Genomic DNA, 21129 nt, shown 5'->3' on the forward strand with positions numbered 1-21129 from the left:
TATCGAATGCTCTGATTTAATGTTGCATGGCACCAGTTTTGCCTTTCCCCAATACGTCGAGTGCGGCCCGAAACCCCTTCGCGAGGTCGGTAGCCGGACCCCGACCGTAGTAGTGCAGAAAGACCGTGCGCGGTTGTTCGCCGAGCATGTGGTGGTGTAGCGCCACAACCTCCAGGTTATTTTTCCGCAAGGCCTTTACTACGTCGTTGACCTCCCCTTCCAGCATGGCAATGTCGCCCGCAATGTGAGCGGCTTCCTGCTTACCAGCAAACGAAGCCCAGGAGTTGAGCCCAATAGCGGCCGTCATTTCGGCTCCCATGGCTGTAATCTGTACGTCGTCGCGCCCGACCGTGTACTTGTAGGTAGGACCATTCACTACGCCCTTGTACTTAACCAGCTCGTCCAACGCGGGCAGGTTAAAGAGCTCTTTGCCAGTCGGGGCCGCATTCTGAGAAGCAGGGGTGGCGGTGTTACCCGATTGTGCCGCCGACGTACCGACCGTAGCGGCAGCTTGACCCGGAAACAGTTTCGTATTCCGAATTGCCTGTGCGTATTTTTGGGCCAGTTCGGCTGTATTGCCCATGCCGTGCAGGTGCATGTAGAAGATGCGGGGCTGCTCATAAAAGAAGTGATTGTGAATCGCGCCGACTTCCAGTCCTGCCGCGTGGGTCGCATCGATAAGCGGGTTAACCTCCGCTTCCAGCAGGACCGTATCGCTCATCATCACGGTTTGCTTGCCATCGAGCGTTTTTTTGAAAGCTACCCAACCCCCGAAACCAAATGGAATCGGTACTGACTCCCCTTTTACGGTTACGCTCAGGTCATTTCGGGGCAGGGGTATGGAATAGGTGGCCTGGGCCTCGTTATACGTTCCTTTTTTGCCTAATGCGGTCGCAATAGCCTCCTGCTCCTCTGTTGACAGCGCAGGGGTTTTAAACGGTTGACCTGTTTTGTTGAGGGGGGCACCACAGATCGGAATGGTTGTGGCTACGGCGGCAGTTTGTAGAAAATTTCGACGTTTCATGGCTTGTCAGCGCTTTCCGCAAAGGAAACCGGTTGACCCTGGTCGAAATAGAACGTATTTAACCTTTTGTATCAGTTTTACCTTTTTGCCGCTGCTTCCGATAGTCCGAAGGATTCTGCCCCATTTGTTTCTTAAAAATCCGGGTGAAGTGGCTCTGGTCCGAGAAGCCCGTCAGGTAGGCAATCTCCGTAAGGGTGTAGGTGGTCGTCTCCAGCAGATTAAGTGCCTTCTCAATCCGCAGCTTGCGAATGTAGTCGCCGAATGACAAATCATCAAAATACCGCGCGAACGTTCGGGAGACATAAGCGGGATTGACATCCAGACTTTCGGCTAGTTCAGTCAGGCTCAGCGTCAGATTGGTATCAATCTGGTCCTGAATGGCATCTTTCAGTTCATGCACCCATGCCGGAATTTTGCGTTTACCCGTGGGTTTCATGTACGTATGCAACACCTCCAGCAGCAGCCGTTCCGTGGGGCTTTGCGTGTGTTTCTCCGATTGCAGGTGTTTAGCCCAACTGTAAAGCGCATCGTAAATCACCAGGCCCTGCGCCAGAAGCTGCTGATCGTCCTGGATGTTGTAGGCCAGCCCCGCCGAAATGGCCCACAAACCCGCCGACTGAGCCGCCAGTGCATGGTCGTCGGTATCGGCCCCGCGCACGATGGGCGCGATGACGTGCAGAGCAGGGTCCGTCAGGGCGTGTTTTTGCAGAAAATAATCAAACGTACAGCGGTCTTCGTAGTGGGTGTATTCCACCCCGGGTATATCGAAGGGGATAGCCCCGGTTTCTTCAGCCTGGGTCAACACGTCGGTTTCCGGCACAAACCCGATGGTTGCCAAGGGATCAATAAAGCGTAAAATAAGCCAGGGGCAAGCCAGCCGGTCAATTTTGGGGCGTTCGCGAGTAATCCATTGCATGGTTCAGTACGCCGAAGGGCGTCAGCAAGTTACTCTACAAAGGTATTCACTAACCTATTTTAACACCACCCACTTATTGACCGAGTTAGCGGGCCCTTCAATCCAGATTTTATAGAACGACGAAGGTTTGCCCTTGACCGGTACGCTGAACTGCTGCTGCTTGAGCGGGACTTTGCCGACAAGTTGATACGTATCTTTGCCGCCGGTTTCAAACTGATTGGCCGTGGCCAGCCAGACGTTGACAGTGCCGGTCGGTTCCAGCGCTTTCCACTGAATCTTTAACGTGTCGTCTTCCAGCGTAGCCTGCGGATTGGCCAGCGATACCGGACCTGTCAGGGGTACGCCGTCCACTTCCTGCGCTACGTCTTTTGGGAACTGGATGCGCATAAACCGGGCGATGGTCGGCATCAGGTCAACGATGCCGGGCTCAAGTTGCTGCCCATAAGCGTTCAGGCCCGGTTGGTTGGATACTACCCAGGTAGTACGTTCGCGATCCGACTGCCCACCGTGATTGAGCCCGGTTTTGACGTCGCGGCCGTGGTCGGTGGTGATGATTAGCAGCCAGTCTTCCGGAAATTGTTGCTGACGTTGCTGTAACGCACGACTTAGTTGCCCGATCTGTGCGTCCATCTTCCTGACGGCCTCGTCCATCTGTGGACTATCACCGTATTTATGACCAATGTCGTCGGTGAATTCCAGGTATACCCACGACAGATCGGGAGCCTGTTTGGTCAGGCAGGCAACGGCTTCGTCAATGACCCGGTTGTCGATCCGGTTCATAAACGTGCGTTCCTTGTCGTGGGGAAAATTGACCGTATCCAGCTCGTAGCCGTCGGCGTGGTAGTCCACTTTCAGGTTGCCGGTTTGGGGTAGACCATCACCGACAAGTTTGGTTCGGTTGTCGAGCCAACTGCTGAACACCGCCGTTTTTTTGTTGGGGTACTGGTTCTTAAGCAGTCGAAAAAGGGTGGGGTAGTGGTAGTTGGGCGCTTTAATGTCGTTACCCCAGACATTGTGTTTGTTGACCCAGGTACCCGTCAGCAGGCTATTATAGCCCACCGCCGAGATCGTGGGTGTCTGCGAATACGTCCCCTTCTGTCCGCCAACGTGAGCGCGTTTGTAGAAACCAATGTTGGCCAGACTATCCAGGTGGGGCGTCGGCACCTTCTCAATCACATCGGCCGGAATGCCGTCGACAATGACGAAGACCGCTTTGGGCGTGCGGTTTTGAGCCAATAGAGGTGATTGAAAAAAAAACGCCAGTACGATAATAGCGGATAGATGTTTCACGACACTTGCGTTTGCGAGTAAGAGTAGTTGGCCGTAAACGTAACGCTTCGTTTCTGGAGCTATATTAAGCATTCGTTACGTTGGCGGATACGTAGTAGAGCTTTTGTCCTGCCGCTCCGGCGTACCGGTCAGCAGGATAAAAGCTTATTAGACAGGCTATTTTTACGGATAAAGCAGATACTTCTTCCGCATTTTCTTGTACTCGGACAAACCCGGCTCCCAGCTCTGGCGAATCTCTTTTTCGCTCGCTCCGGCGATGATCTGCTTTTTCAGGTTTTCGGTACCAGCCAGCTTATCAATGTTGCCGATCTCTTTGCTCTGGCTCATGTCGAAGAAGCGGTCTTTGTCGGGGTACGCTTTGTATAGTTCCATCAGCCATTGCAGGTTGAGTTGCCGGGTTTTGCGAAAGAGGCTGGTGTCGTATTTTCGTAAATCCAGACCGTAGCAATCGGTATCCTGATGCAACGGCGCTTCCTTCATGCCTTTGATACTGATCGGGCGAAACGAGAACGAATACTGCCCTTTCAGCGCCGGTGCACCCAGGACGGTAAAAGGAATGTACGTACCGCGTCCCTGGCTGACGATGGTGCCTTCGAACAGGCAGACACTTGGGTAGAGCAGAATGGATTGCTGCGTATTCAGGTTCGGGGAAGGCGCTACCGGCAGGACGTACGGCGTGTCGTGCGTATAATTGGCTACCTTGATGATCTTTAGTTTGCAGGCGTTTTTGGGTAAGCTCCAGCCCTCGCCGTTGATCATCTGCGCAAACTCACCGATCGTCATGCCGTGCGTAATGGGAATCTTGTGCTTGCCGATCCCCGAGTGCAGGTGATCTTCCAGAACGGGGCCATCTACGATAAAGCCGTTTGGATTGGGCCGGTCCAGAATCAACAGTTCTTTGTTGTTCTCGGCGCAGGCTTCCATGATGTCGTTCAACGTATTGATGTACGTGTAGAAGCGGGCACCGACGTCCTGAATGTCGAAGATCAGCAGGTCAATCTTGTCCAACTGCTCCTTCGAGGGTTTGCGGTTTCTGCCGTACAGGGAAATAATGGGAATGCCGGTTTTGGCGTCCACTTCATCGGCGACCTTCGCGCCGTTGCTGGCGTTGCCGCGAAAGCCGTGCTCGGGTCCAAACACCATGACGATGTTCACGCCCAGGCTTTGCAGGCTGTCGACGCTGGATTTGCTGCCGATGATGGAGGTCGGGTTCACGACCATCCCGATACGTTTCCCTTTGAGGTAGGGCAGATAGGCCGACACCTGATCTGCGCCCGTCATGAGCTTCGGAGCGGTTGCGGTTGTGCCGGCGTTTTCGGTGACTACCGGGGCGGGTTGCAGCGGAAACGGACGACTGAGTAATCCGAACAAGCCAAAGAGGAAAAGGACTGAGACGGAAGCGAAAATTTTCATGAACGTAATAAACAGCGGTGATTAGTCGGCAAGTTGCTGAGAAAAGCGGTTGAGTACAAGTAATAAACGCACGATCCCCCGTGCAGAATTGCGAAACCAACGGCTATCTTTGCGCCCCCGTCTCCACTTCCTCCTACCATGACCGCATCAACTTCGCTGGGTGAAACACCCATCCGACCTTTATTTTTCCAATACTACGTACCGGCGCTGATCAGCATTGCATCCACGACCCTGCACCAGCTCATCAACGGCATCATCCTGGGGCAGCAGGTCGGCAAAGAAGGGCTGGGCGCGGTTGGCCTGTACGGCCCGGTCGTGATTGTCTTCGTATCGCTGACGCTGCCGATCATGATTGGCGGAGGCATCCTGATCGGCAAACGCATTGGGGCCGGTGACTATGATAAGGTGCAGCAGGTATTTCGGTTTGCCACAACGCTGGTACTGCTCACGGGCGGTGTGGTGGCCCTGATGGCACCGTTGCTTGCCCGGCCGCTGGCCCAGTTTCTGGCGGGTGCTCAAAACGCGGCCCTGGCAGACAAGGTAGCCGATTATGCTTTCTGGCAGTTGATTAGCTTACCGGTTTTCTTTCTGGGTATGATCTGGGGTAACTTCGTCCGTACGGACAACGCGCCCCGAGTTTCCCGAAACGCGTCCTTAACCGCTGTCGCCATTAACCTCGTCCTGGACCTACTGCTGATTGTTGGCTTGCGGATGGGCGTGGAGGGGGCTTCCATCGCGACGGCCGTAGCCTTTGCTTCGGGCGCGCTCTATCTATTGGTTTACATCTGGAAGGGGAAGAGCCATTTCAGCGTCCGCCCGTTTCAATTTACGCTTCGGTTGGCCGAGTGGAAGGAACTGCTGACACTGGGCATTCCATCGTTCGCGTCCGAACTCGCTTTCTCGGCGGGACTGCTCTTCATCAGTCGGTCCCTTACGACCTACGGACCGGGCGCGGTGGCGGCTTTCGGGCTGGTAAACTATGTCAGTTTTATCTTCATCCGACCGCTCACGGCCGCTATGATTGCGTCCCTGCCGATCATGTCGTTCAACATTGGTGCCGGTCGGCCGGATCGGGTGCTGGCTACGTTTCGCTTTGCGTTTGGGTTCACCTTCGGGCTGGGCGTACTCGTTACAGCTATAGGGCTGTTCATACCTCAACTGCTGATTACGCTCTTCGCCGGTGACGAAACAGGCGAGTTCAGACAGACCGCCAGTGAGGCCATTCGGTTGTATTTTCTGCTGTTTCTGGCGGCCGGACCCAACTACGTCGTGGGCGCTTACTTGCAAAGCATCGGGCGGGCCAACCTGTCCAGCCTGATCAGTGTGTTGAAAGGTGCCGGGCTCGTTACGTTATTTCTGTACGTATTGCCGGGCTATTTCGGGCTGGGGCTGAGCGGCATCTGGCTGTCCCGGTCGCTGGCGGAGCTGAGTGCGTTGCTCTTGGTCGGTCTGTACATGCTGTACCGCCAATCCGAATTTTTCAGCGAGCAGGTGATTCGGCGGAGTTGAGTTAACGCCTTACAACCGCGACCGAATTCCGGTTATGGCTTCTTCGTAAGAGGCACCGATAGGAATAACGTAGGGCCCGATCGTAATCTCCTGGCGGGACAGCCTGGTGATTTTATCGACCGCGATGATAAACGAGCGGTGTACCCGCACAAAACGATCGGGAGGTAGTAATTGTAAAAACTCAGTCAACGTCTGGCGCGTAAGCAGCTTCCGGCTGGGCAAGACCAGCGACAGGTAATTACCGTCGGCTTCCACATACAGCAGGTCGTCGAGCATTACTTTCTCATCTTCGTAGCCCGTCTTCACAAAAATAAAACTGGGTACGTTGCCCACCCGCAGCGTGTGGATGTCCAGCGCTTTGGTACAGGCTTTCAGAAACCGGGCGGGCGAAAACGGCTTCAGCAGGTAATCTACGGCGTCGAGTTCAAAACCCTGCACGGCGTAGTCGGAGTAGGCCGTCGTGAAGATCACCAGTTGCGGCCGGGGCAGGCAGTTGACCACTTCCACGCCCGAGATGTCGGGCATGTTGATGTCCAGAAACAGCAGATCGACGCGGTTGGTCTGCAACCAGGCAATGGCCTCGTACGCATCCGTAAACCGGGCTTTCAGGTCCAGAAACGGCACTTTGGCTGCGTGCAGGCTGATGACATCCAGCGCCTGGGGCTCGTCGTCGATGGCAATAGCGGTTAAGGGCATGCGAAGATCAATTTACTTTCGTCCAGCGTTCACGACCAAACGCCAGCAAGCCCGTAATGGTACCGTCAGTTGCGGTTTCAAACCGGACGGAGCCGCCGTCGTCTTCGGCAAAATACGCAAGATTCGATTCGGGTAGAAGTCTGAACTCGTATTGGTTCCAGAGCTGTTTGACCAGCAGCCCGTTGTTGGCCGTCGCTATTTCCAGAATTAGGTTGGGCCGCTCTCTGAACGTGTAACGACCCGCCAGCTTACCGAGTTGCTTAGACGATACCTGCGCCAGCTTTTTCGTAACGGGCTTAAAGTCAGTCCATCCGTAAGCCGCCGACACGCTACGCATCAATTCCTGGATGATTTCCATGCCCCGGTCGGCGTTGGTCATGATCACTACGCCCTGCCCTTTGTCGGCTGAGGCCCAGAACTGACATTTGTAGCCCGCATTACTGCCACCGTGCGAGAAGGCCAGCGTACCATCTTTCTCCGTTACGGCGGGTCCCAGCCCGTGTCCACCGATCTGTGGCGTCAGCATAGCCTTGGTCATGGCCGCCGACAGGATGTGTGTCGACTCACCTTTAAAAGAGTGTTGGACGTCAATAATGTACCGGGCCAGGTCGGAGGGGGTAGTCCACAGACCGGCGGGTGCCATCTCGGGGTACGTGTGCCAGTTGCCGGGAATGGTGCGGCCATTGCCGTAGTGAGCCACGCTGGCGTTGGCCGTCAGCGATGCGGGTAAAGGCTGTTCGTAGGTGCTACGGGTCATGCCGAACGGACCGAGTACCGTTTTCTGCATGAAGGCCGGAAACGTTTCGCCCGTTACGTCTTCAATGGCCTGCTGCATCACGACGTAACCACCTCCTGAATATTTCACGCGAACGCCGGGCGTTGTGTCCGAGACGACGGCGGGGGAGTTAGCGGGTTTTGCGCCGTTCAGAATCTGCACCAGTGTCGGTACATCCTTGTCTTTAGCGTAGCCGCCGAAGCCGTGTACCGTGAGGCCGGCCGTGTGCGACAGCAGCCCACGAAGCGTTACGGGCTGTTTTTCGGTGAACCAGGAGGGTTGGATTTTCCAGCTTTTCAGGTACTGGTTTATGTCGGCGTCTAGGCTCAACTCCCCTTGTTCAACCAGCTTCAGGGCACCCAGAGCCGCTACGGGTTTGCTGATCGAAGCCGCCTGAAACAGTGTCTGCGTATCGGCCGGGTTCAGGCTGTCGCGACTCAGGTAACCGTACGCTTTGGCCCATTCGAGCTGGCCATTATTAATGACGGCGATGCTCACGGCCGGGATAGCCAATTGACGCATCCGGTCGGTAAGGGTGTACCGAACGGGTGTTTGGTCGGCAATCTGAACGGCGGGCATCAGGCCGGTTTCAACTTGTTTAACCCGCTGCTCTACGTCGAAAGGGCGCTGTTGGCCAAACACAATCGGAATAAGCCAAAGGAGAAGGAGGGGTGTGAGGAGGTATTTCATAATGAGTGACAGATGAATAGCTTGTTATGGATTTTAAATGGTAGGGACATCATTACGCAAACCGATTATTGTAGCATGAGAGCCATTCGACAAACGCACCGGATTCCGCGCGTAGACCTGACCCCCTTTGTGAGTATTGCCATGATTCTGATTACATTTTTCATCTGGATGAAGCAGGTACAGCGCTCCTCCGTTGTGTCGCTCTACATGGCCAATAATGCCAAATTCGAATCTTATCAGCCATTGTCAGCGTGCTTATATCTGCTTGAGCAGGATAAAATTGGCTACCTCACATACGTGGCTGATGATATGGCCAGCTACGTAGAGACAACCTATTCCGCAAACGGTTTACGGGCCAGACTGCTTACAATGGCTTCGGCAAAAGATCCGGTTGTACTGATCAAACCAACAGCACAGTCTACGATCAAAAATCTGGTTGACGTAGTAGATGAGTTAGCTATAAATAAACGAATCAAATTTGAACTGGTGAATCGGTTGGCTAAAGAGGAACAGCAGATGATTCTGGCGTATAAAAACTACATAAAAAGTAGTTCAAGACAACCTATTCCTCTGAACGTCAGACTGTATCGAAGGGGTCAGTACGTTGTTCATTGCCAATATACCAGCGTGAGGGCAACAAAATAATCCTGTTCCGACTGCTGGATGACGAGCTGGTGACGACCGGGGTAAATCAGTTCCAGCCGCTTGCTGACGTTGGCCAGCCCCACACCGGAATTGCCGGCTTCTGGGTCGTGACGATCCGGTCGGTCTTCGGGCGGTTTAAGGTGCCGTGAGTTGTGTACTTTGAAGTACAGTTGCGTATCGTCCAGTGTCAGGGTGATGAAAATCCAGGAGGGTTGCCGCAGACTGATGCCGTGCTTAAAGGCGTTCTCGACAAAGGGTGTCAGTAGCATTGGGGCCAGATAAATCGGCCGTTCTGGCTCCTGAATGGTAACCCGGATGTCGATGTCGTGCCTTTCGTCGATACGTATCCGTTGAATGTCGATGTAGTTGCGCAGGTATTCAATTTCCTTGTCGAGCGGAATGCGGTCACGGTTGTTTTCCTGGAGCATGAACCGCATCATGTCGCCCAGTTTCTGGATACCGTCGGCGGTTTTTTCGCTGTTCTCCTTCAGGGCGGTAGCATACAGGCTGTTGAGCGCGTTGAACAGAAAATGCGGGTTAATCTGTGCCCGCAGGCTCGATAGCTCCGCCGACTGCACCGATACTTTTGTCTCCAGTACGGTTTTTTCCCGGTTCCGTGCCTGTCGCCCAAACGCTATCACCACCGAACCGATCACAACAGCAAGGGACCATTGAATGATCGAGCTACTGGGACGGAAATAAAAGCTCGTGGCCGCCCCCCACAGTACGGTGGTGGTCAGGAGTACCACCAGCAGAAACAATCCAATTCGGTTAAGCAGAATAGGCTCCTCGGAACGGGCGGTTTTTAGAGCCGGTAAGATGTAGCCATACACGTACTGCTGAAGCAGTAAAATCTGTACCCCAATGCTCAATCTGATCAGCGCCATACGCAATTCACCACGCCACAGGGTTGGAGGTAGGTAACCATTCAGGGAGAAGGTGAACGCTAACACCGTTACCCCGCCCAGCAGCAGAAAGCTCACGAGTCGAAAATGGGTTTCTGACTCTGGACCGATGCGCCGGGTTAGGAATTGATAATACTGAAAGGCCAGTTCGTAGGCACTTAGCAGGACGGCAAAACCGATGGCGTCGGCCAATACAGTGCGTTTGCGATACAGCCACTCGACCCGCAGCCCAATGATGTTGTCAGCACCGTCGTACTGGTACCGCACGTGGTGTTTGAGGTAATGGTACACGAACGTACCCATGAGCAGCAGCAGCATTGTTAATCCGATGAGCAGCCAGCCCCGCTGGTCATCAATGCGTTGCTGCAACGTCGGGTACGCCAGGTTGTGGAAGACGTACCAGGCTGCCAGGACCAAAATTGCTCCGGTGATGAGTGGTACGTTGTTGTTCAGGGTATGATCGTAGCGGCCGTCTAAAATTCGCCAGAACGTACCGGCCGGAATGCCGTTGCCGGAAGCTCCCAACCCGATCAGGCCATCCAGCCGACTCACCTCTTCGACCAATCGTCTGACCACATAAATGACGACGAGGCTGACGATAAAAATCAATTCATAGCGACGAAAGGGTGATAAATCCCGCATAGCTTGCTCGTTTTTTGACCAAAGCTAAGCGGGTGAAACCGGCCCGTGGTTGAAATGGGATGAAGACGCCAAAAAATGGGTTGAATGTTGGAGAAGCAAACTCGTGTCGGTCGAGAATGGGACGCAAAAAGGAGGTAACGTTGACTACCTCCCTGTTAGGATGAACTCTTGTGGGAGTTATTCCCGGAAATTGAACGGACGGAAATACACCACATCGTACGTAAGCGTATCCACCCCGTGAAAGGCAATACCCAGAAAACTTTGCAGAAAAACATCCTTGCCGCGTAGGTCTACGTCAATCGTGCCCTGCTTAAAATTGAGTCCTTTCAGCCACACAATCCCTTTCGCCGATACGCCCGGATGCGCTTTGTCGTTCAACGCCTGTATGTTATTGGCTGGTGTCGTAATGAGTCGATTTTCCCGGAGCAGGAGAGGTAGGTTGTAGGTGGTTTGGGCCGCGGCCGTCAGGTAGCTGCTGAAGAACAGGAGTGTAAAAATCAGCACTGGGTTACGTTGCTGGCTATTCGAAAGAAAAGGTTGTCACAAGGTTTTATGAGGAGCTATTCGGGAGCGATTGGTTAAGGGACCGGGGTGATCGTAAGGTTAGCGAAATCACCGCCGGAACCGTTGCCCACCCAAAGGCCCACCCGACCGTTCTGCGTCTGAACAAGTCGCTCGACTTCCAGAGCTGGGGTCGTGTTCTGGTTGACGAAGACCCGCACGCTGGATGCCTTGATCTCTACCCGCGCGTGAAACCAGTCGTTGGGGTCGGGAGGGGAGGTCAGGGCGGCTTCGAACTTGTCCGGAAAGTCGGCGCGGAGCTTCTGCCAGGTGTAGGTAGGGTGGGCCACATACTGTACGGCGTGCACCCGCCGGACGGGATCGGTGCTGCGAAAGTTGAAGGGCCGGAAATAAATCGCTTCGTAGGTTTTGTCGTCCTGCCCATGAAAGGCGATGCCTACGAAGCTCCGCTGTAGTACGTCCTTACCCCGGACATCAAATTCCAGAGTCCCATTGGTTAGTTGAACGTCGGGTATCCAGACCAGTCCTTCGCCGGGTTTTTCGTCTATCCGGATGCCGTTGCGCCGGCCTTCCGTTAGTACTGTTGCCGCGCGGTTGACGGCGGCTTTGGGATTGCCGGCAAGACTTGTCAGATCGGGCGATATGGGCGTGACCGATTGGGCCGAGCTATGGCCGTTCATCAGCAGGCTACACAGCAGATACAGTAGGATTGGCGCGTTATGAATTTGTTTCATTACTTATGAGGTCAATTGCCGTGAATCAATGAACAGGGGAAACCGCCGTAAACGTAGTCGATAGTGTTTAGGGAGCCCAATCAATCGTGTTCAAGTGTTGTACAAGTTGTGTCAAATTGGTAAGTAGCTAATCAACAGCGGTATGGTGGTGAAAATAGATCAGGATAATTTGGCCCGCTGCCGGCAGCAGATCGAGCAGGTTAGCGGCCTGGGTAGCGCCGAAGGATGGACGACCGCCGACTTTGAGCGATTGAGTGAGGCCATTCTGGAGAAGACCGGCGCTTGCCTGAGCGTAACGACACTCAAGCGGGTCTGGGGTAAAGTGCGCTACGATTCCTCGCCCACGACAACGACGCTAAACGTACTGGTGCAGTATCTGGGTTACCCAAACTGGCACGACTTTCAGCACCAGACCGATCGGCCATCTACCGTAGTAAATACGCTTTCGACTCCAATTAGCGATCAGCCTCCCGTCCGTATCGGCTGGCGTCGGCTTCCGGGCCGGGTTGTTCTGTATGTGGTTGGCATTGGCCTGGTTGGCTTGCTAGCGCTGATGCTGGCATCTCATGAACGCGGCCCCCTTTCGCCCCAGGACTTTTCGTTTCGCAGCCGACCTGTCACGCAGGGGATTCCGAACTCGGTGGTGTTCGATTACGACGCGACCGCTTCGCCCACTGATTCGGTGTTCATTCAGCAGTCCTGGGACCCGACCCGGCGTAAACGTGTGTCAAGAACTGGTCATCAGCATACGTCTATCTACTACTATCCGGGCTACTTCCGGGCTAAACTGGTGGTTGGAAAACAGGTTGTTCGGGAGCACGACCTGCTCATCCGCTCGGATGGCTGGCACGTTGCCGTATTGCAGGAGCCGGTGCCTGTCTATTTCAGCCCTAACGAGGTGATCCAGCAAGGAAAACTTAGCCTGCCCCCATCACTTATTGAAGCCAGTCACATCGCCATGCAACCCCAGCCGCCCGTCGTGCGCTATCGCTACATCCAAGAGTTGCCGGGGCTGCGGTCCGACAATTTTATTATGGAAACCCGACTTCGTCATGACTACCGGGCGGGAGCCGCAGCCTGTCAGCAGACACGCCTGATGATCCACGGCAAGAACGAAATGTTTTTCATACCCTTGTCGGCTAAAGGGTGTATCTCCGATCTGTCGCTGGGGTTAGCGGGACATCATGTAGATGGACGTAATACGGACTTATCGGCCTTCGGTGTTGACTTTTCGAATTGGGTAGATCTGCGTTGCGAGGTCGTCAATAAACAAGCGCGCATCTGGGTGAACGGGCGGCTGGCCTATCAGGCAACCATTCCGTCGGCTCCGGTCGATCTGGTTGGTATTACGTATGAATTTGCCGGAACGGGTTCGGTTGATTATTGCCGTTTCAGCCGACCGGATGGCTCGGTGGTGTTTGCTGATGGGTTTGACCGAGCCATCCAGTAAGACAACTGACTTCCAGCCGTAACCTTTCAAGAGCAACCTTATTTATTCACTACGCAAACTCTTGACCGGGTTGATCAGGGCGGCTCTGACGGCCTGGTAACTGACCGTTAGTAATGTAATCAGCAAAGCGCCCGCGCCGGCCAAAGCAAAAATCCACCACGACAGGTCGGTGCGGTACTCGTAGTTCTGCAGCCAGCCCGACAAGACGTAGTAGGCGAGGGGAGCGCCCAGGCAGAACGCAATGAGAACCAGCGCCACAAACTCTTTCGAGAGTAGACGCCAAACGTTGAAAACCGACGCGCCGAGTACTTTCCGAATGCCAATTTCCTTAGTGCGTTGCTCAGCGATGAACGAAGCTAAGCCAAACAGGCCCAGGCAGCTAATCAGAATCGCCAGGACGGCAAAACCACCGGCCAGCCGGCCGATACGTTCTTCGGTACCAAACTTTTGGGCGTACTGGTCGTCCACAAATTTATAGTCGAAAGGCGAATCAGGACTGTAGCTTTTGAAGACCTGCTCTATTGTAGCCAGTGCTTCGTGGGCCGATAGTTGCGGAGCCAAACGGATAGTAAGGGTATTGACATTGCCATAGTCGAGGGCAAAAAAAGACGGACTAACCGGCCTGAACGGATTTTCTTTCACCATGTCTTTGACCACGCCAATGACCCTGTAATCGCGATTAGGCGAACCGCGTCGAACAACTTCGCCAATCGGGTTTTTGAAGCCCATCAGCCTGACTGCCGCTTCGTTCAGGACAATCGAAGCGGTGTCGGTTGAATAAGCCCTGGAAAAATCCCGACCTTCTTTTAGCTGCCAGCCCACCGTTTTGCCATAATCGTGTGTTACGTAATTCGACATGACCAGTGGCTTACTGCCTGTCTTTTTGCCCTTCCACGAAATAGCGGTTGTGCCACCAGACTGTTCGGTTATTGAATTCGACGATTCCGCCATATCAACTATAGCGCCCGTATTGAGCAAATCCTTCCGGAGGGCCGTATAATGCCTATACAACTCAGGTGCATTCATCCCGATTTCGATTAACCCACTGCGGTTATACCCCACCGGGCGGTCTTTGGCGTGCTCAATCTGTCGGAATACAATGATGGTACCAATGATGAGTGTGACCGAAACCGTAAATTGAAAACCAACCAGTACCCGGCGAGGAATGGTAGCTGAACGATTGGCTCGTAGAATACCCTTGAGCACTTTGACGGGCTGGAACGAGGATAAGTACAGCGCCGGATAACTACCCGCAATCAAACCCGTTAGCAGACTGAACCCCAATCCGGCAAACCAAAACCAGGGGTTTGCCCAGAGAATGGTTACCTGCTTCTCGGCCACCTGATTAAAGAAGGGAAGTGTGAGTTGTACGAACAGAATGGCAAGGACAAAAGACAGTAATGCTATCAGCAGCGATTCGCTGAAAAACTGCGAAATTAACTGGCTACGCAGCGAGCCAAGCGCCTTCCGAATCCCGACTTCCTTGGCCCGTTTCTCGCTTCGGGCCGTACTCAGGTTCATGAAATTGATGCAGGCCAGCAGCAACACAATGACGCCGATGCTCCCGAATAACCACACAAACGTGATGAGCCCACCCGTATTGACGCCGTCTTTAAAATCGCCGAACAAATGCCATTTCGCCATCGGGTGCAGGAAAAACTCGGGTTTGTAGCCCGGTGGGTTATCCCGCTTCATGCGAATGTCTTTGATCTTCGCCGATACCTGATCGAAATCGGCCTCGGGCCTGAGCTGGACGAAAATCTGGTACGAATTGGAGTCCCATTCATTCTGGTCGAGTTTCGCATTTTCATCGTTGGCTGCGAAGAATTTCCAGGGAACCAGGAATGTCACGTCGGTAAACGTGCTATTGGCCGGAAAATCTTTGTAAACGCCCGCTACCTTCACCGTCTGTTTATTGTCCAGTTTGATCAGCTTATTAAGTGGATTCCCGGTGCCGAACATCGCATTGGCGAGCGATTGCGACAGCAGAATCGTATTCACGTCGTTGCTTCCGAACCGAGTGCCCGCTACGACGTTCAGCGATAGCATGTCGATAAAATCAGGCTCAACATAATTGCCGGTTTTCAACAGCTTTCGTTCCCCGGCCGCTACAATAACGTTGCGCGTTTTGGATAGACCAACCGCTTCGAAATCAGGGTAGTTGCTTCGTAATTCCTGCGCCAGCGGAATCGGCATCACATCATAAGATGCCTTCTCCACGTCGAACTTTACAAACTGCCAGAGCATTGCCAGTCGATCGTGGTTTTTGAACTGCTTGTTGAACGACAGCTCGTCGTATACCCACAGGCCAATCAACATCGCTACGGCCATGCCTGAAGCCAGCCCAAAAATGTTGATGAAGGAATAGACCCGGTTCTTAGCCAGGTTTCGGAAGGCGACGGTCAGATAGTTGCGGATCATGGTAGTATTTGTTGGTCTGGGATAATCAGTGTGTTGGCGTTTGATAACAAAAGGCCGCATCAGACTTAGTACATCCCGCCAGTAGCGCCAGCGAGCCCGGCGCAACCCCACTTCCTGCGCCCGTTGCTGAAACAGTTCGTCCAGGTCGCCTTCCAGCTCATCGAGCCGGTGGGGGGCGCAGAACCAGCGCAGCAGGCGCTGGGCGAAGCGCGGAGGGGTTGGGGCCGAGCGCATAGGCTACTCGCTACGTAGCGATTTAACCGGATTGACCAAGGCCGCTTTGATGGCCTGGAAGCTGACCGTCAGCAATACAATCAGGATGGCGGACAAGAGCGTTACTGTGAAAACATCAATGCCAATGGTGATGCGGTACGTATAGTCTTCTAACCATCGGTGCATGGCATACCAGCCAATCGGTGCGCCAATGAGGAAGGCCGCAAGGGTTAAATAAATGAACTCCTTGGTTAAGAGCTGTACGATGCTGGCTACGGATGCGCCCAATGTTTTTCGGATGCCTATTTCTTTGGTCCGTTGTTGAGCGGTGTAGGCGGCCAATCCGAATAAGCCCAGGCAAGCAATGAAGATGCTCAACCCGGAGAACAGACTGGTCAGGACTCCAACCCGTTGCTCGTCGGCAAACTTGGCTTTGTACGACTCATCCGCAAACGTGTATTCGAATGGGTAGCCGGGATTATACTTCTTAAAAACCGCTTCGATCACCTCCAGATTTTTGGCGGTAGCGTTAGCCGGATTTAACCGCATACTCGTCCAGCCCAGCGAGACTGACTGGCCGGGGCCTGAAACGATGACCGGATTAATTGGGTCGTAGGGTGAGGCAAAAACGAAGTCCTTAAGAACGCCTACTACCTGCCAATCCTGTTTGAGAAATCGAATGCTCGTTCCCACCGGATTTTTCAGATGCATCGTTTTGACGGCCGTTTCATTTAACATGACCGCATTGGAGTCCGTTGGGAACTGACGAACGTCAAGTGCCCGGCCTGCGGTTAGTTTCGTACCCATGGTTGTCAGAAAATCGGTGTCGGTGCCGAATCGGTCGAACTCAATATCTTTATCGGCTTTGGTACTACCGGGCCATGATACACCCCACTGTCGGGAGTTGATATCGGTCAGTGGACCGAGTGATCGACCAACCGAAACAGCCGCCCCGCTTCGAAGTAAGTCCTGTTGCAATGCTTCGTAATGGGAGGGTAAGTCGCCGTGCAGGTAGGCGAAGAGGAGATTGTTCTGATCGTAGCCACTTTCCCGGTTCTGGGCGTGATGAATCTGCTGTCTGATGACCAGCGTGGCAATGATCAGGACAATGGTAAAGGTGAACTGAGCAACTACCAGTCCTTTCCGGGGTGAGAACACAGCCGCGACTGGCTGGTACGTCCCTTTCATAACCCGTATCGGCTGGAAACTGGCGAGATAAAAAGCGGGGTAGCTTCCTGCCAGTAAACCAGTGAATAGAACAAATCCAGGAGCCGCGAGCCAGAAGCTAACCGAACCGAATGCTAAGGATAACTGCTTGCCCGTAATGGTATTGAACAACGGAATACAAAGGACAATGAGCAGTAAGGCCAGTAGACCGGCAAAGAAGGCCAGCAGCACTGACTCACTGATGAACTGAAAAACCAGCGATCGTTTCTGTGCACCGGCTACTTTCCGGATACCGACTTCTTTCGCCCGTTTTTCACTACGTGCTGTGCTTAGATTGATAAAATTGACAGCGGCAATCAGGAGAATAAAAGCCGCAATGATTCCGAACAACCGAACCGTAACGATCTTGCCATCGACCAGTTGCCCGTTGTCCTGTTTTGAATACAAGTGCCATTTGCTGGCCGGATGGAGAAAAATATGTCGGTGTGATACATCGTCCAGAACGCCTTTAAGGTGTTGAGCCGTAACCCGCTTGATTTTGTTTTCAGCCATCGCCGGGTCTACCTTATCCTTCAGCAGAACGAAGGTGTATTCATTGTTTGAAGACCAATCGTCAGATCCCCAGCCTAACGAAATGAAATAATTGTAGGGAAGCAGATAGGATATACTGCTGAATCGGGAGTTATCGGGTAGGTCGTCCAGAACACCGGTTACTGAAAAACTGTCTTTATGGTCAACCTGAATGATTTTACCCAGTGCCTGGGTTGTACCAAACAGGCTTTCGGCCAGGGACTTGGTGATAACGATACCATTCGGTTCGGAAAGAGAGGCTTGAGCATTGCCGGTTAAGAATGGGAAATCAAATAAGTTCAGAAACGTAGGGTCGGCAAATGCACCATCGATGTTTACGTTTTTGTCGTTAGCCGTCAGGACAAACGTTATGGGCCTATACCGGGACGCATCGTCAATATCGGGGTAGTCTTGTTTTAACGCCGGAGCCAGCGGGCGTGGGGTGGTTTCCCAGGCCTGCGTAGTGCCATTGAACGTATCCCGGTTATAGACCTGAAAAAGCCGATCGGTTTTGCTATAAAACTGGTCGTAGGTTAGTTCGCTTTGTATCCACAGTGCAATGAGCGCGGAAGCGGCCATCCCAACAGACAGACCCGCAATGTTGATAAACGCGTAACTTTTTGCACGTGCCAGGTTTCGGAAGGCGACAGTCAGGTAATTGCGAATCATGGTCGTATGTGTTGGGCTGGGGTAATCAGTGTGTTGTCGTCTAATCACAAAAGGCCGCATCAGGCTCAGCACATCCCGCCAGTAGCGCCACCGCGCCCGATGAACGCCCACCGATTTGATACGGTCCTGAAACAGTTCGTCCAGATCGCCCTCCAGCTCATCGAGCCGGTGTGGAGCGCAGAACCAGCGCAGCAGGCGCTGGGCGAAGCGCGGAGGGGTTGGGGCCGAGCGCATAGGCTATTCGCTACGTAGCGATTTGACCGGATTCACTAAAGCCGCTTTGATGGCCTGGAAGCTGACCGTCAGCAACGTAATGACTAGGGCACCAACACCCGCTATCGCAAAAATCCACCATGATAGGTCGGTGCGGTACTCGTAGTTCTGAAGCCAGTTGTGAAGTGAGTAGTAGGCGATGACCGTAGCGATGCCAAAGGCGATGCTAACCAACACCACAAAATCTTTTGAAAGTAAAGCCCATAAATCAGCTACCGACGCGCCCAGCACTTTGCGCACGCCGATCTCCTTGGTCCGCTGCTCGGCCACGAACGACGCTAACCCGAACAGGCCAAGGCAGGAGATGAAGATGGCTAGACCGGCAAATAGACTGGCAAGGGTGCCGATGCGCTCTTCGCTTCGGAACTTCTGGTCGTACTCTTCGTCGACAAATGTGTAGTTAAAGGGTGCCTCGGGCAGGTGTTCCTTCAATACCTCACCAATAGTAGCCAGAGAGGCTTGGGGACTGCGCTCGGGATTAAGCCGCATGGTCAGGAATTTGCCGGGTGTCTGACCGATAAAAAAGATTGAGGGCTGGGCTGGCTCGTAGGGCGAATCCATTACCATATCCTTAATCACGCCGATCACGTGAAAACGAACGTTGAAGTCATTGCCGGTCCAGGTGATGGTTTTACCCACTACATCCCGCATTCCCATAAACGCCACCGCTGATTCGTTCAGGACCACACCCAGGGAGTCGGAGGCCAGTTTTCGGGAGAAGTCGCGCCCCTGTGAGAACTGCCAGCCGACCGCTTTGCCAAACTCATGCGATATCCCGATCGTCCCAAAGTTGACCTGTAAGGTTGGGTCTTTACCTTCCCAATTAAAACCACCATTAGTCGACCGAACCTCCGTCAGGGGGCTAGCTGACTCGCCGACTTCCAGCACGGCTCCCGACCTAATCAACTCGTTCCGAACTGTCTCCCGTTGCTGTTCGTAGTGAGGGACGTTGAGGAGCAGCGAAATTAGCCCATTCCGGCTGTAGCCAATTGGGCGGTTCTTTGCGTGCTGAATTTGTCGATAAACAACCAGCGTACCAATGATCAGCGTAATCGACACCGTAAACTGCACGACAACCAGTACCCGGCGGGGCGTGACGATGCTGCTCCCCCGGAATTGGCTCGCCGTTATAGTACCTTTCAATACGGCTATGGGTTTGAACGACGACAGATAAAGCGCCGGGTAGCTTCCTGCAATCAGACCTGTTAGCAGGGTGAAGCCCAGCCCCAGCACCCAGAAAAGTGGAGAGACAAGAGGAACGGTCATGTGTTTGTCGGCCACCTGATTAAACAAGGGCACCGCTATATAGACCAGCCCAAGGGCAACGACATACGCAAGGGCAACAACCAGTAATGATTCGCCAAAGAATTGAACAATCAGCTCCTGTGGCCGGGAGCCAATGGCTTTGCGGATGCCCACCTCTTTCGCTCGTTTGACGGAGCGGGCCGTGCTGAGATTCATGAAGTTGATACAGGCCAGCAGCAATACGAAAATGCCGATGATCCCAAACAGCCAGACAAACTGAATACGACCGCCCTCATTCACGCCGTTTTTCCAGTCGGAGTACAAATGCCAGCGAGCCATCGGATAAAGCAGGACCTCGGATTTCAGCGCCGGATTCACCTGGGTGTTATTGGCCAATAAATTCTTGATTTTGGCTGACACATCCGCCATCGTGGCCTGGGGGGCAAGCTCAACGAATACCTCAAACGACGTATTTGTCCAGTCGTCTTTTGCCTCGTTTACCCAAGGCGTTGAAGCCGCGTAGAGAGCCCAGGGCGCAATGAACTGCACATCGTCAAAGCTGTTCCCGGCGGGAATGTCTTCATAAACGCCCGTTACGTTGACCGTCATGGTGTTATCGAGGGTCAGGGTTTTGTGCAGTGGGTTCGCATCACCGAACAATGCCTGCGCCACCGACGCGGATAATAAGATCGATCCCGGCTCTTTCAGTCCATCGCGACTTCCTTTGAGCATGGTCAGCGATAACATCTCGGGGACTCCGGGCGTCATAAATTTGCCGCTTTTTGAAAACACCTGGTTGTTCAGCTTGATCGTGTGCCAACTGGTCCACCAGGCTAGTTCAACGTGTCTGAACGACTCACCGTAGGAATCTTTTAAGCGTTGAGCCAACGGAATCGGCAAGCCCGCCCGGGTATCGGTTTCGCCATTAATCGTTCGATTGCGCATAAGCTGAGCAATTCGGTCGTAATTCTGGAAGGATTTATTAACCGACAGCTCGTCGTAAATCCAAAGGCCAATCAGTATGGCCACCGCCATGCCTACAGCCAGTCCACCAATATTGATGAAGGAATAAGCTTTCTGCTTGACCAGATTGCGAAAGGCGATTTTAAGGTAATTCCGCAGCATGTCCATATGACTTGGGTTTGGATACTCTTGAGGTTGTCGTCTCATAAACTGAGGCCGCATCAGGCTCAGTACATCGCGTAGGTAGCGCCACCGCGCCCGATGAACGCCCACCGATTTGATACGGTCCTGAAACAGTTCGTCCAGATCGCCCTCCAGCTCATCGAGCCGGTGTGGAGCGCAGAACCAGCGCAGCAGGCGCTGGGCGAAGCGCGGAGGGGTTGGGGCCGAGCGCATA

15 protein-coding genes are annotated in these 21129 nt (G+C 53.6%); 3 read left to right on the forward strand and 12 right to left on the reverse strand.

The genetic code is table 11. From position 1 onward, the window contains the following. Positions 1-16: 16 nt before the first annotated feature. The 4 genes from BN8_RS06500 to BN8_RS06515 all read right to left on the reverse strand — a co-directional run bounded on the left by BN8_RS06500 (position 17) and on the right by BN8_RS06515 (position 4643). On the reverse strand, positions 17-1024 hold the full coding sequence (locus BN8_RS06500) for a DUF1259 domain-containing protein (RefSeq protein ID WP_009281020.1): 1008 nt from the start codon (positions 1022-1024) through the stop codon (positions 17-19). A 58-nt stretch (positions 1025-1082) separates the two neighbouring features. Continuing rightward, a complete protein-coding gene (locus BN8_RS06505) occupies positions 1083-1940 on the reverse strand; it encodes a chromate resistance protein ChrB domain-containing protein (RefSeq protein WP_009281021.1) in 858 nt (285 codons plus the stop codon). Between the two features lie 54 nt (positions 1941-1994). After that, the gene (locus BN8_RS06510; RefSeq protein ID WP_009281022.1) at positions 1995-3302 is read right to left on the reverse strand and encodes an alkaline phosphatase family protein; all 1308 of its coding nucleotides are present in this window, start codon (positions 3300-3302) and stop codon (positions 1995-1997) included. Positions 3303-3392: 90 nt separating this feature from the next. Next, complete coding sequence (locus BN8_RS06515; RefSeq protein WP_009281023.1) at positions 3393-4643, reverse strand: exo-beta-N-acetylmuramidase NamZ family protein; 1251 nt, start codon at positions 4641-4643, stop codon at positions 3393-3395. Positions 4644-4781: 138 nt separating this feature from the next. Here BN8_RS06515 and BN8_RS06520 point away from each other — a divergent pair, with 138 nt between their 5' ends. After that, positions 4782-6152, forward strand: a complete 1371-nt coding sequence (locus tag BN8_RS06520) for an MATE family efflux transporter (protein ID WP_009281024.1) — start codon at positions 4782-4784, stop codon at positions 6150-6152. Between the two features lie 9 nt (positions 6153-6161). Here the strand turns inward: BN8_RS06520 and BN8_RS06525 are convergent, their stop codons facing one another. Together BN8_RS06525 and BN8_RS06530 are read right to left on the reverse strand one after the other, a co-directional pair. After that, positions 6162-6848 (reverse strand): LytR/AlgR family response regulator transcription factor, encoded by a 687-nt coding sequence (locus tag BN8_RS06525; RefSeq protein WP_009281025.1) that lies wholly within the window; start codon positions 6846-6848, stop codon positions 6162-6164. Between the two features lie 7 nt (positions 6849-6855). After that, entirely contained in the window at positions 6856-8313 is a 1458-nt protein-coding gene (locus BN8_RS06530; protein WP_009281026.1) for a serine hydrolase domain-containing protein, read from the reverse strand. A gap of 75 nt (positions 8314-8388) precedes the next feature. On the opposite strand from BN8_RS06530, the gene BN8_RS06535 reads away from it, so the two are divergent. Then, a complete protein-coding gene (locus BN8_RS06535) occupies positions 8389-8958 on the forward strand; it encodes a biopolymer transporter ExbD (protein ID WP_040005499.1) in 570 nt (189 codons plus the stop codon). On the opposite strand, the gene BN8_RS06540 is transcribed toward BN8_RS06535, so the two are convergent. The 3 genes from BN8_RS06540 to BN8_RS06550 all read right to left on the reverse strand — a co-directional run bounded on the left by BN8_RS06540 (position 8922) and on the right by BN8_RS06550 (position 11761). Then, entirely contained in the window at positions 8922-10505 is a 1584-nt protein-coding gene (locus BN8_RS06540; protein ID WP_009281028.1) for a sensor histidine kinase, read from the reverse strand. The two genes, BN8_RS06535 and BN8_RS06540, sit on opposite strands and share 37 nt — an antisense overlap. Positions 10506-10682: 177 nt before the next feature. Next, positions 10683-11009, reverse strand: a complete 327-nt coding sequence (locus BN8_RS06545; RefSeq protein ID WP_009281029.1) for a hypothetical protein — start codon at positions 11007-11009, stop codon at positions 10683-10685. A gap of 74 nt (positions 11010-11083) precedes the next feature. Beyond that, complete coding sequence (locus BN8_RS06550; protein ID WP_009281030.1) at positions 11084-11761, reverse strand: hypothetical protein; 678 nt, start codon at positions 11759-11761, stop codon at positions 11084-11086. Between the two features lie 142 nt (positions 11762-11903). On the opposite strand from BN8_RS06550, the gene BN8_RS06555 reads away from it, so the two are divergent. Next, entirely contained in the window at positions 11904-13211 is a 1308-nt protein-coding gene (locus BN8_RS06555) for a hypothetical protein (protein WP_009281031.1), read from the forward strand. A gap of 42 nt (positions 13212-13253) precedes the next feature. Here the strand turns inward: BN8_RS06555 and BN8_RS06560 are convergent, their stop codons facing one another. Genes BN8_RS06560 through BN8_RS06570 form a run of 3 tightly spaced genes read right to left on the reverse strand, consistent with a single transcriptional unit; the run spans position 13254 to position 21128 of the window. After that, positions 13254-15866, reverse strand: coding sequence for an ABC transporter permease (locus BN8_RS06560; protein WP_009281032.1), 2613 nt, complete (start codon positions 15864-15866; stop codon positions 13254-13256). 3 nt (positions 15867-15869) lie between these two features. Then, on the reverse strand, positions 15870-18485 hold the full coding sequence (locus BN8_RS06565; protein ID WP_009281033.1) for an ABC transporter permease: 2616 nt from the start codon (positions 18483-18485) through the stop codon (positions 15870-15872). Positions 18486-18488: 3 nt separating this feature from the next. Next, on the reverse strand, positions 18489-21128 hold the full coding sequence (locus tag BN8_RS06570; protein ID WP_009281034.1) for an ABC transporter permease: 2640 nt from the start codon (positions 21126-21128) through the stop codon (positions 18489-18491). Position 21129: the final 1 nt, after the last annotated feature.

It is taken from the genome of Fibrisoma limi BUZ 3 (genome assembly GCF_000296815.2).
In the GTDB taxonomy this organism is placed as follows: domain Bacteria; phylum Bacteroidota; class Bacteroidia; order Cytophagales; family Spirosomataceae; genus Fibrisoma; species Fibrisoma limi.

Coding starts and splice junctions, on each gene's coding strand:
- BN8_RS06500 (WP_009281020.1), bottom strand. CDS start 1,024: ATGAAACGTCGAAATTTTCTACAAACTGCCGCCGTAGCCACAACCATT.
- BN8_RS06505 (WP_009281021.1), bottom strand. CDS start 1,940: ATGCAATGGATTACTCGCGAACGCCCCAAAATTGACCGGCTGGCTTGC.
- BN8_RS06510 (WP_009281022.1), bottom strand. CDS start 3,302: ATGCTTAATATAGCTCCAGAAACGAAGCGTTACGTTTACGGCCAACTA.
- BN8_RS06515 (WP_009281023.1), bottom strand. CDS start 4,643: ATGAAAATTTTCGCTTCCGTCTCAGTCCTTTTCCTCTTTGGCTTGTTC.
- BN8_RS06520 (WP_009281024.1), top strand. CDS start 4,782: ATGACCGCATCAACTTCGCTGGGTGAAACACCCATCCGACCTTTATTT.
- BN8_RS06525 (WP_009281025.1), bottom strand. CDS start 6,848: ATGCCCTTAACCGCTATTGCCATCGACGACGAGCCCCAGGCGCTGGAT.
- BN8_RS06530 (WP_009281026.1), bottom strand. CDS start 8,313: ATGAAATACCTCCTCACACCCCTCCTTCTCCTTTGGCTTATTCCGATT.
- BN8_RS06535 (WP_040005499.1), top strand. CDS start 8,389: ATGAGAGCCATTCGACAAACGCACCGGATTCCGCGCGTAGACCTGACC.
- BN8_RS06540 (WP_009281028.1), bottom strand. CDS start 10,505: ATGCGGGATTTATCACCCTTTCGTCGCTATGAATTGATTTTTATCGTC.
- BN8_RS06550 (WP_009281030.1), bottom strand. CDS start 11,761: ATGAAACAAATTCATAACGCGCCAATCCTACTGTATCTGCTGTGTAGC.
- BN8_RS06555 (WP_009281031.1), top strand. CDS start 11,904: ATGGTGGTGAAAATAGATCAGGATAATTTGGCCCGCTGCCGGCAGCAG.
- BN8_RS06560 (WP_009281032.1), bottom strand. CDS start 15,866: ATGCGCTCGGCCCCAACCCCTCCGCGCTTCGCCCAGCGCCTGCTGCGC.
- BN8_RS06565 (WP_009281033.1), bottom strand. CDS start 18,485: ATGCGCTCGGCCCCAACCCCTCCGCGCTTCGCCCAGCGCCTGCTGCGC.
- BN8_RS06570 (WP_009281034.1), bottom strand. CDS start 21,128: ATGCGCTCGGCCCCAACCCCTCCGCGCTTCGCCCAGCGCCTGCTGCGC.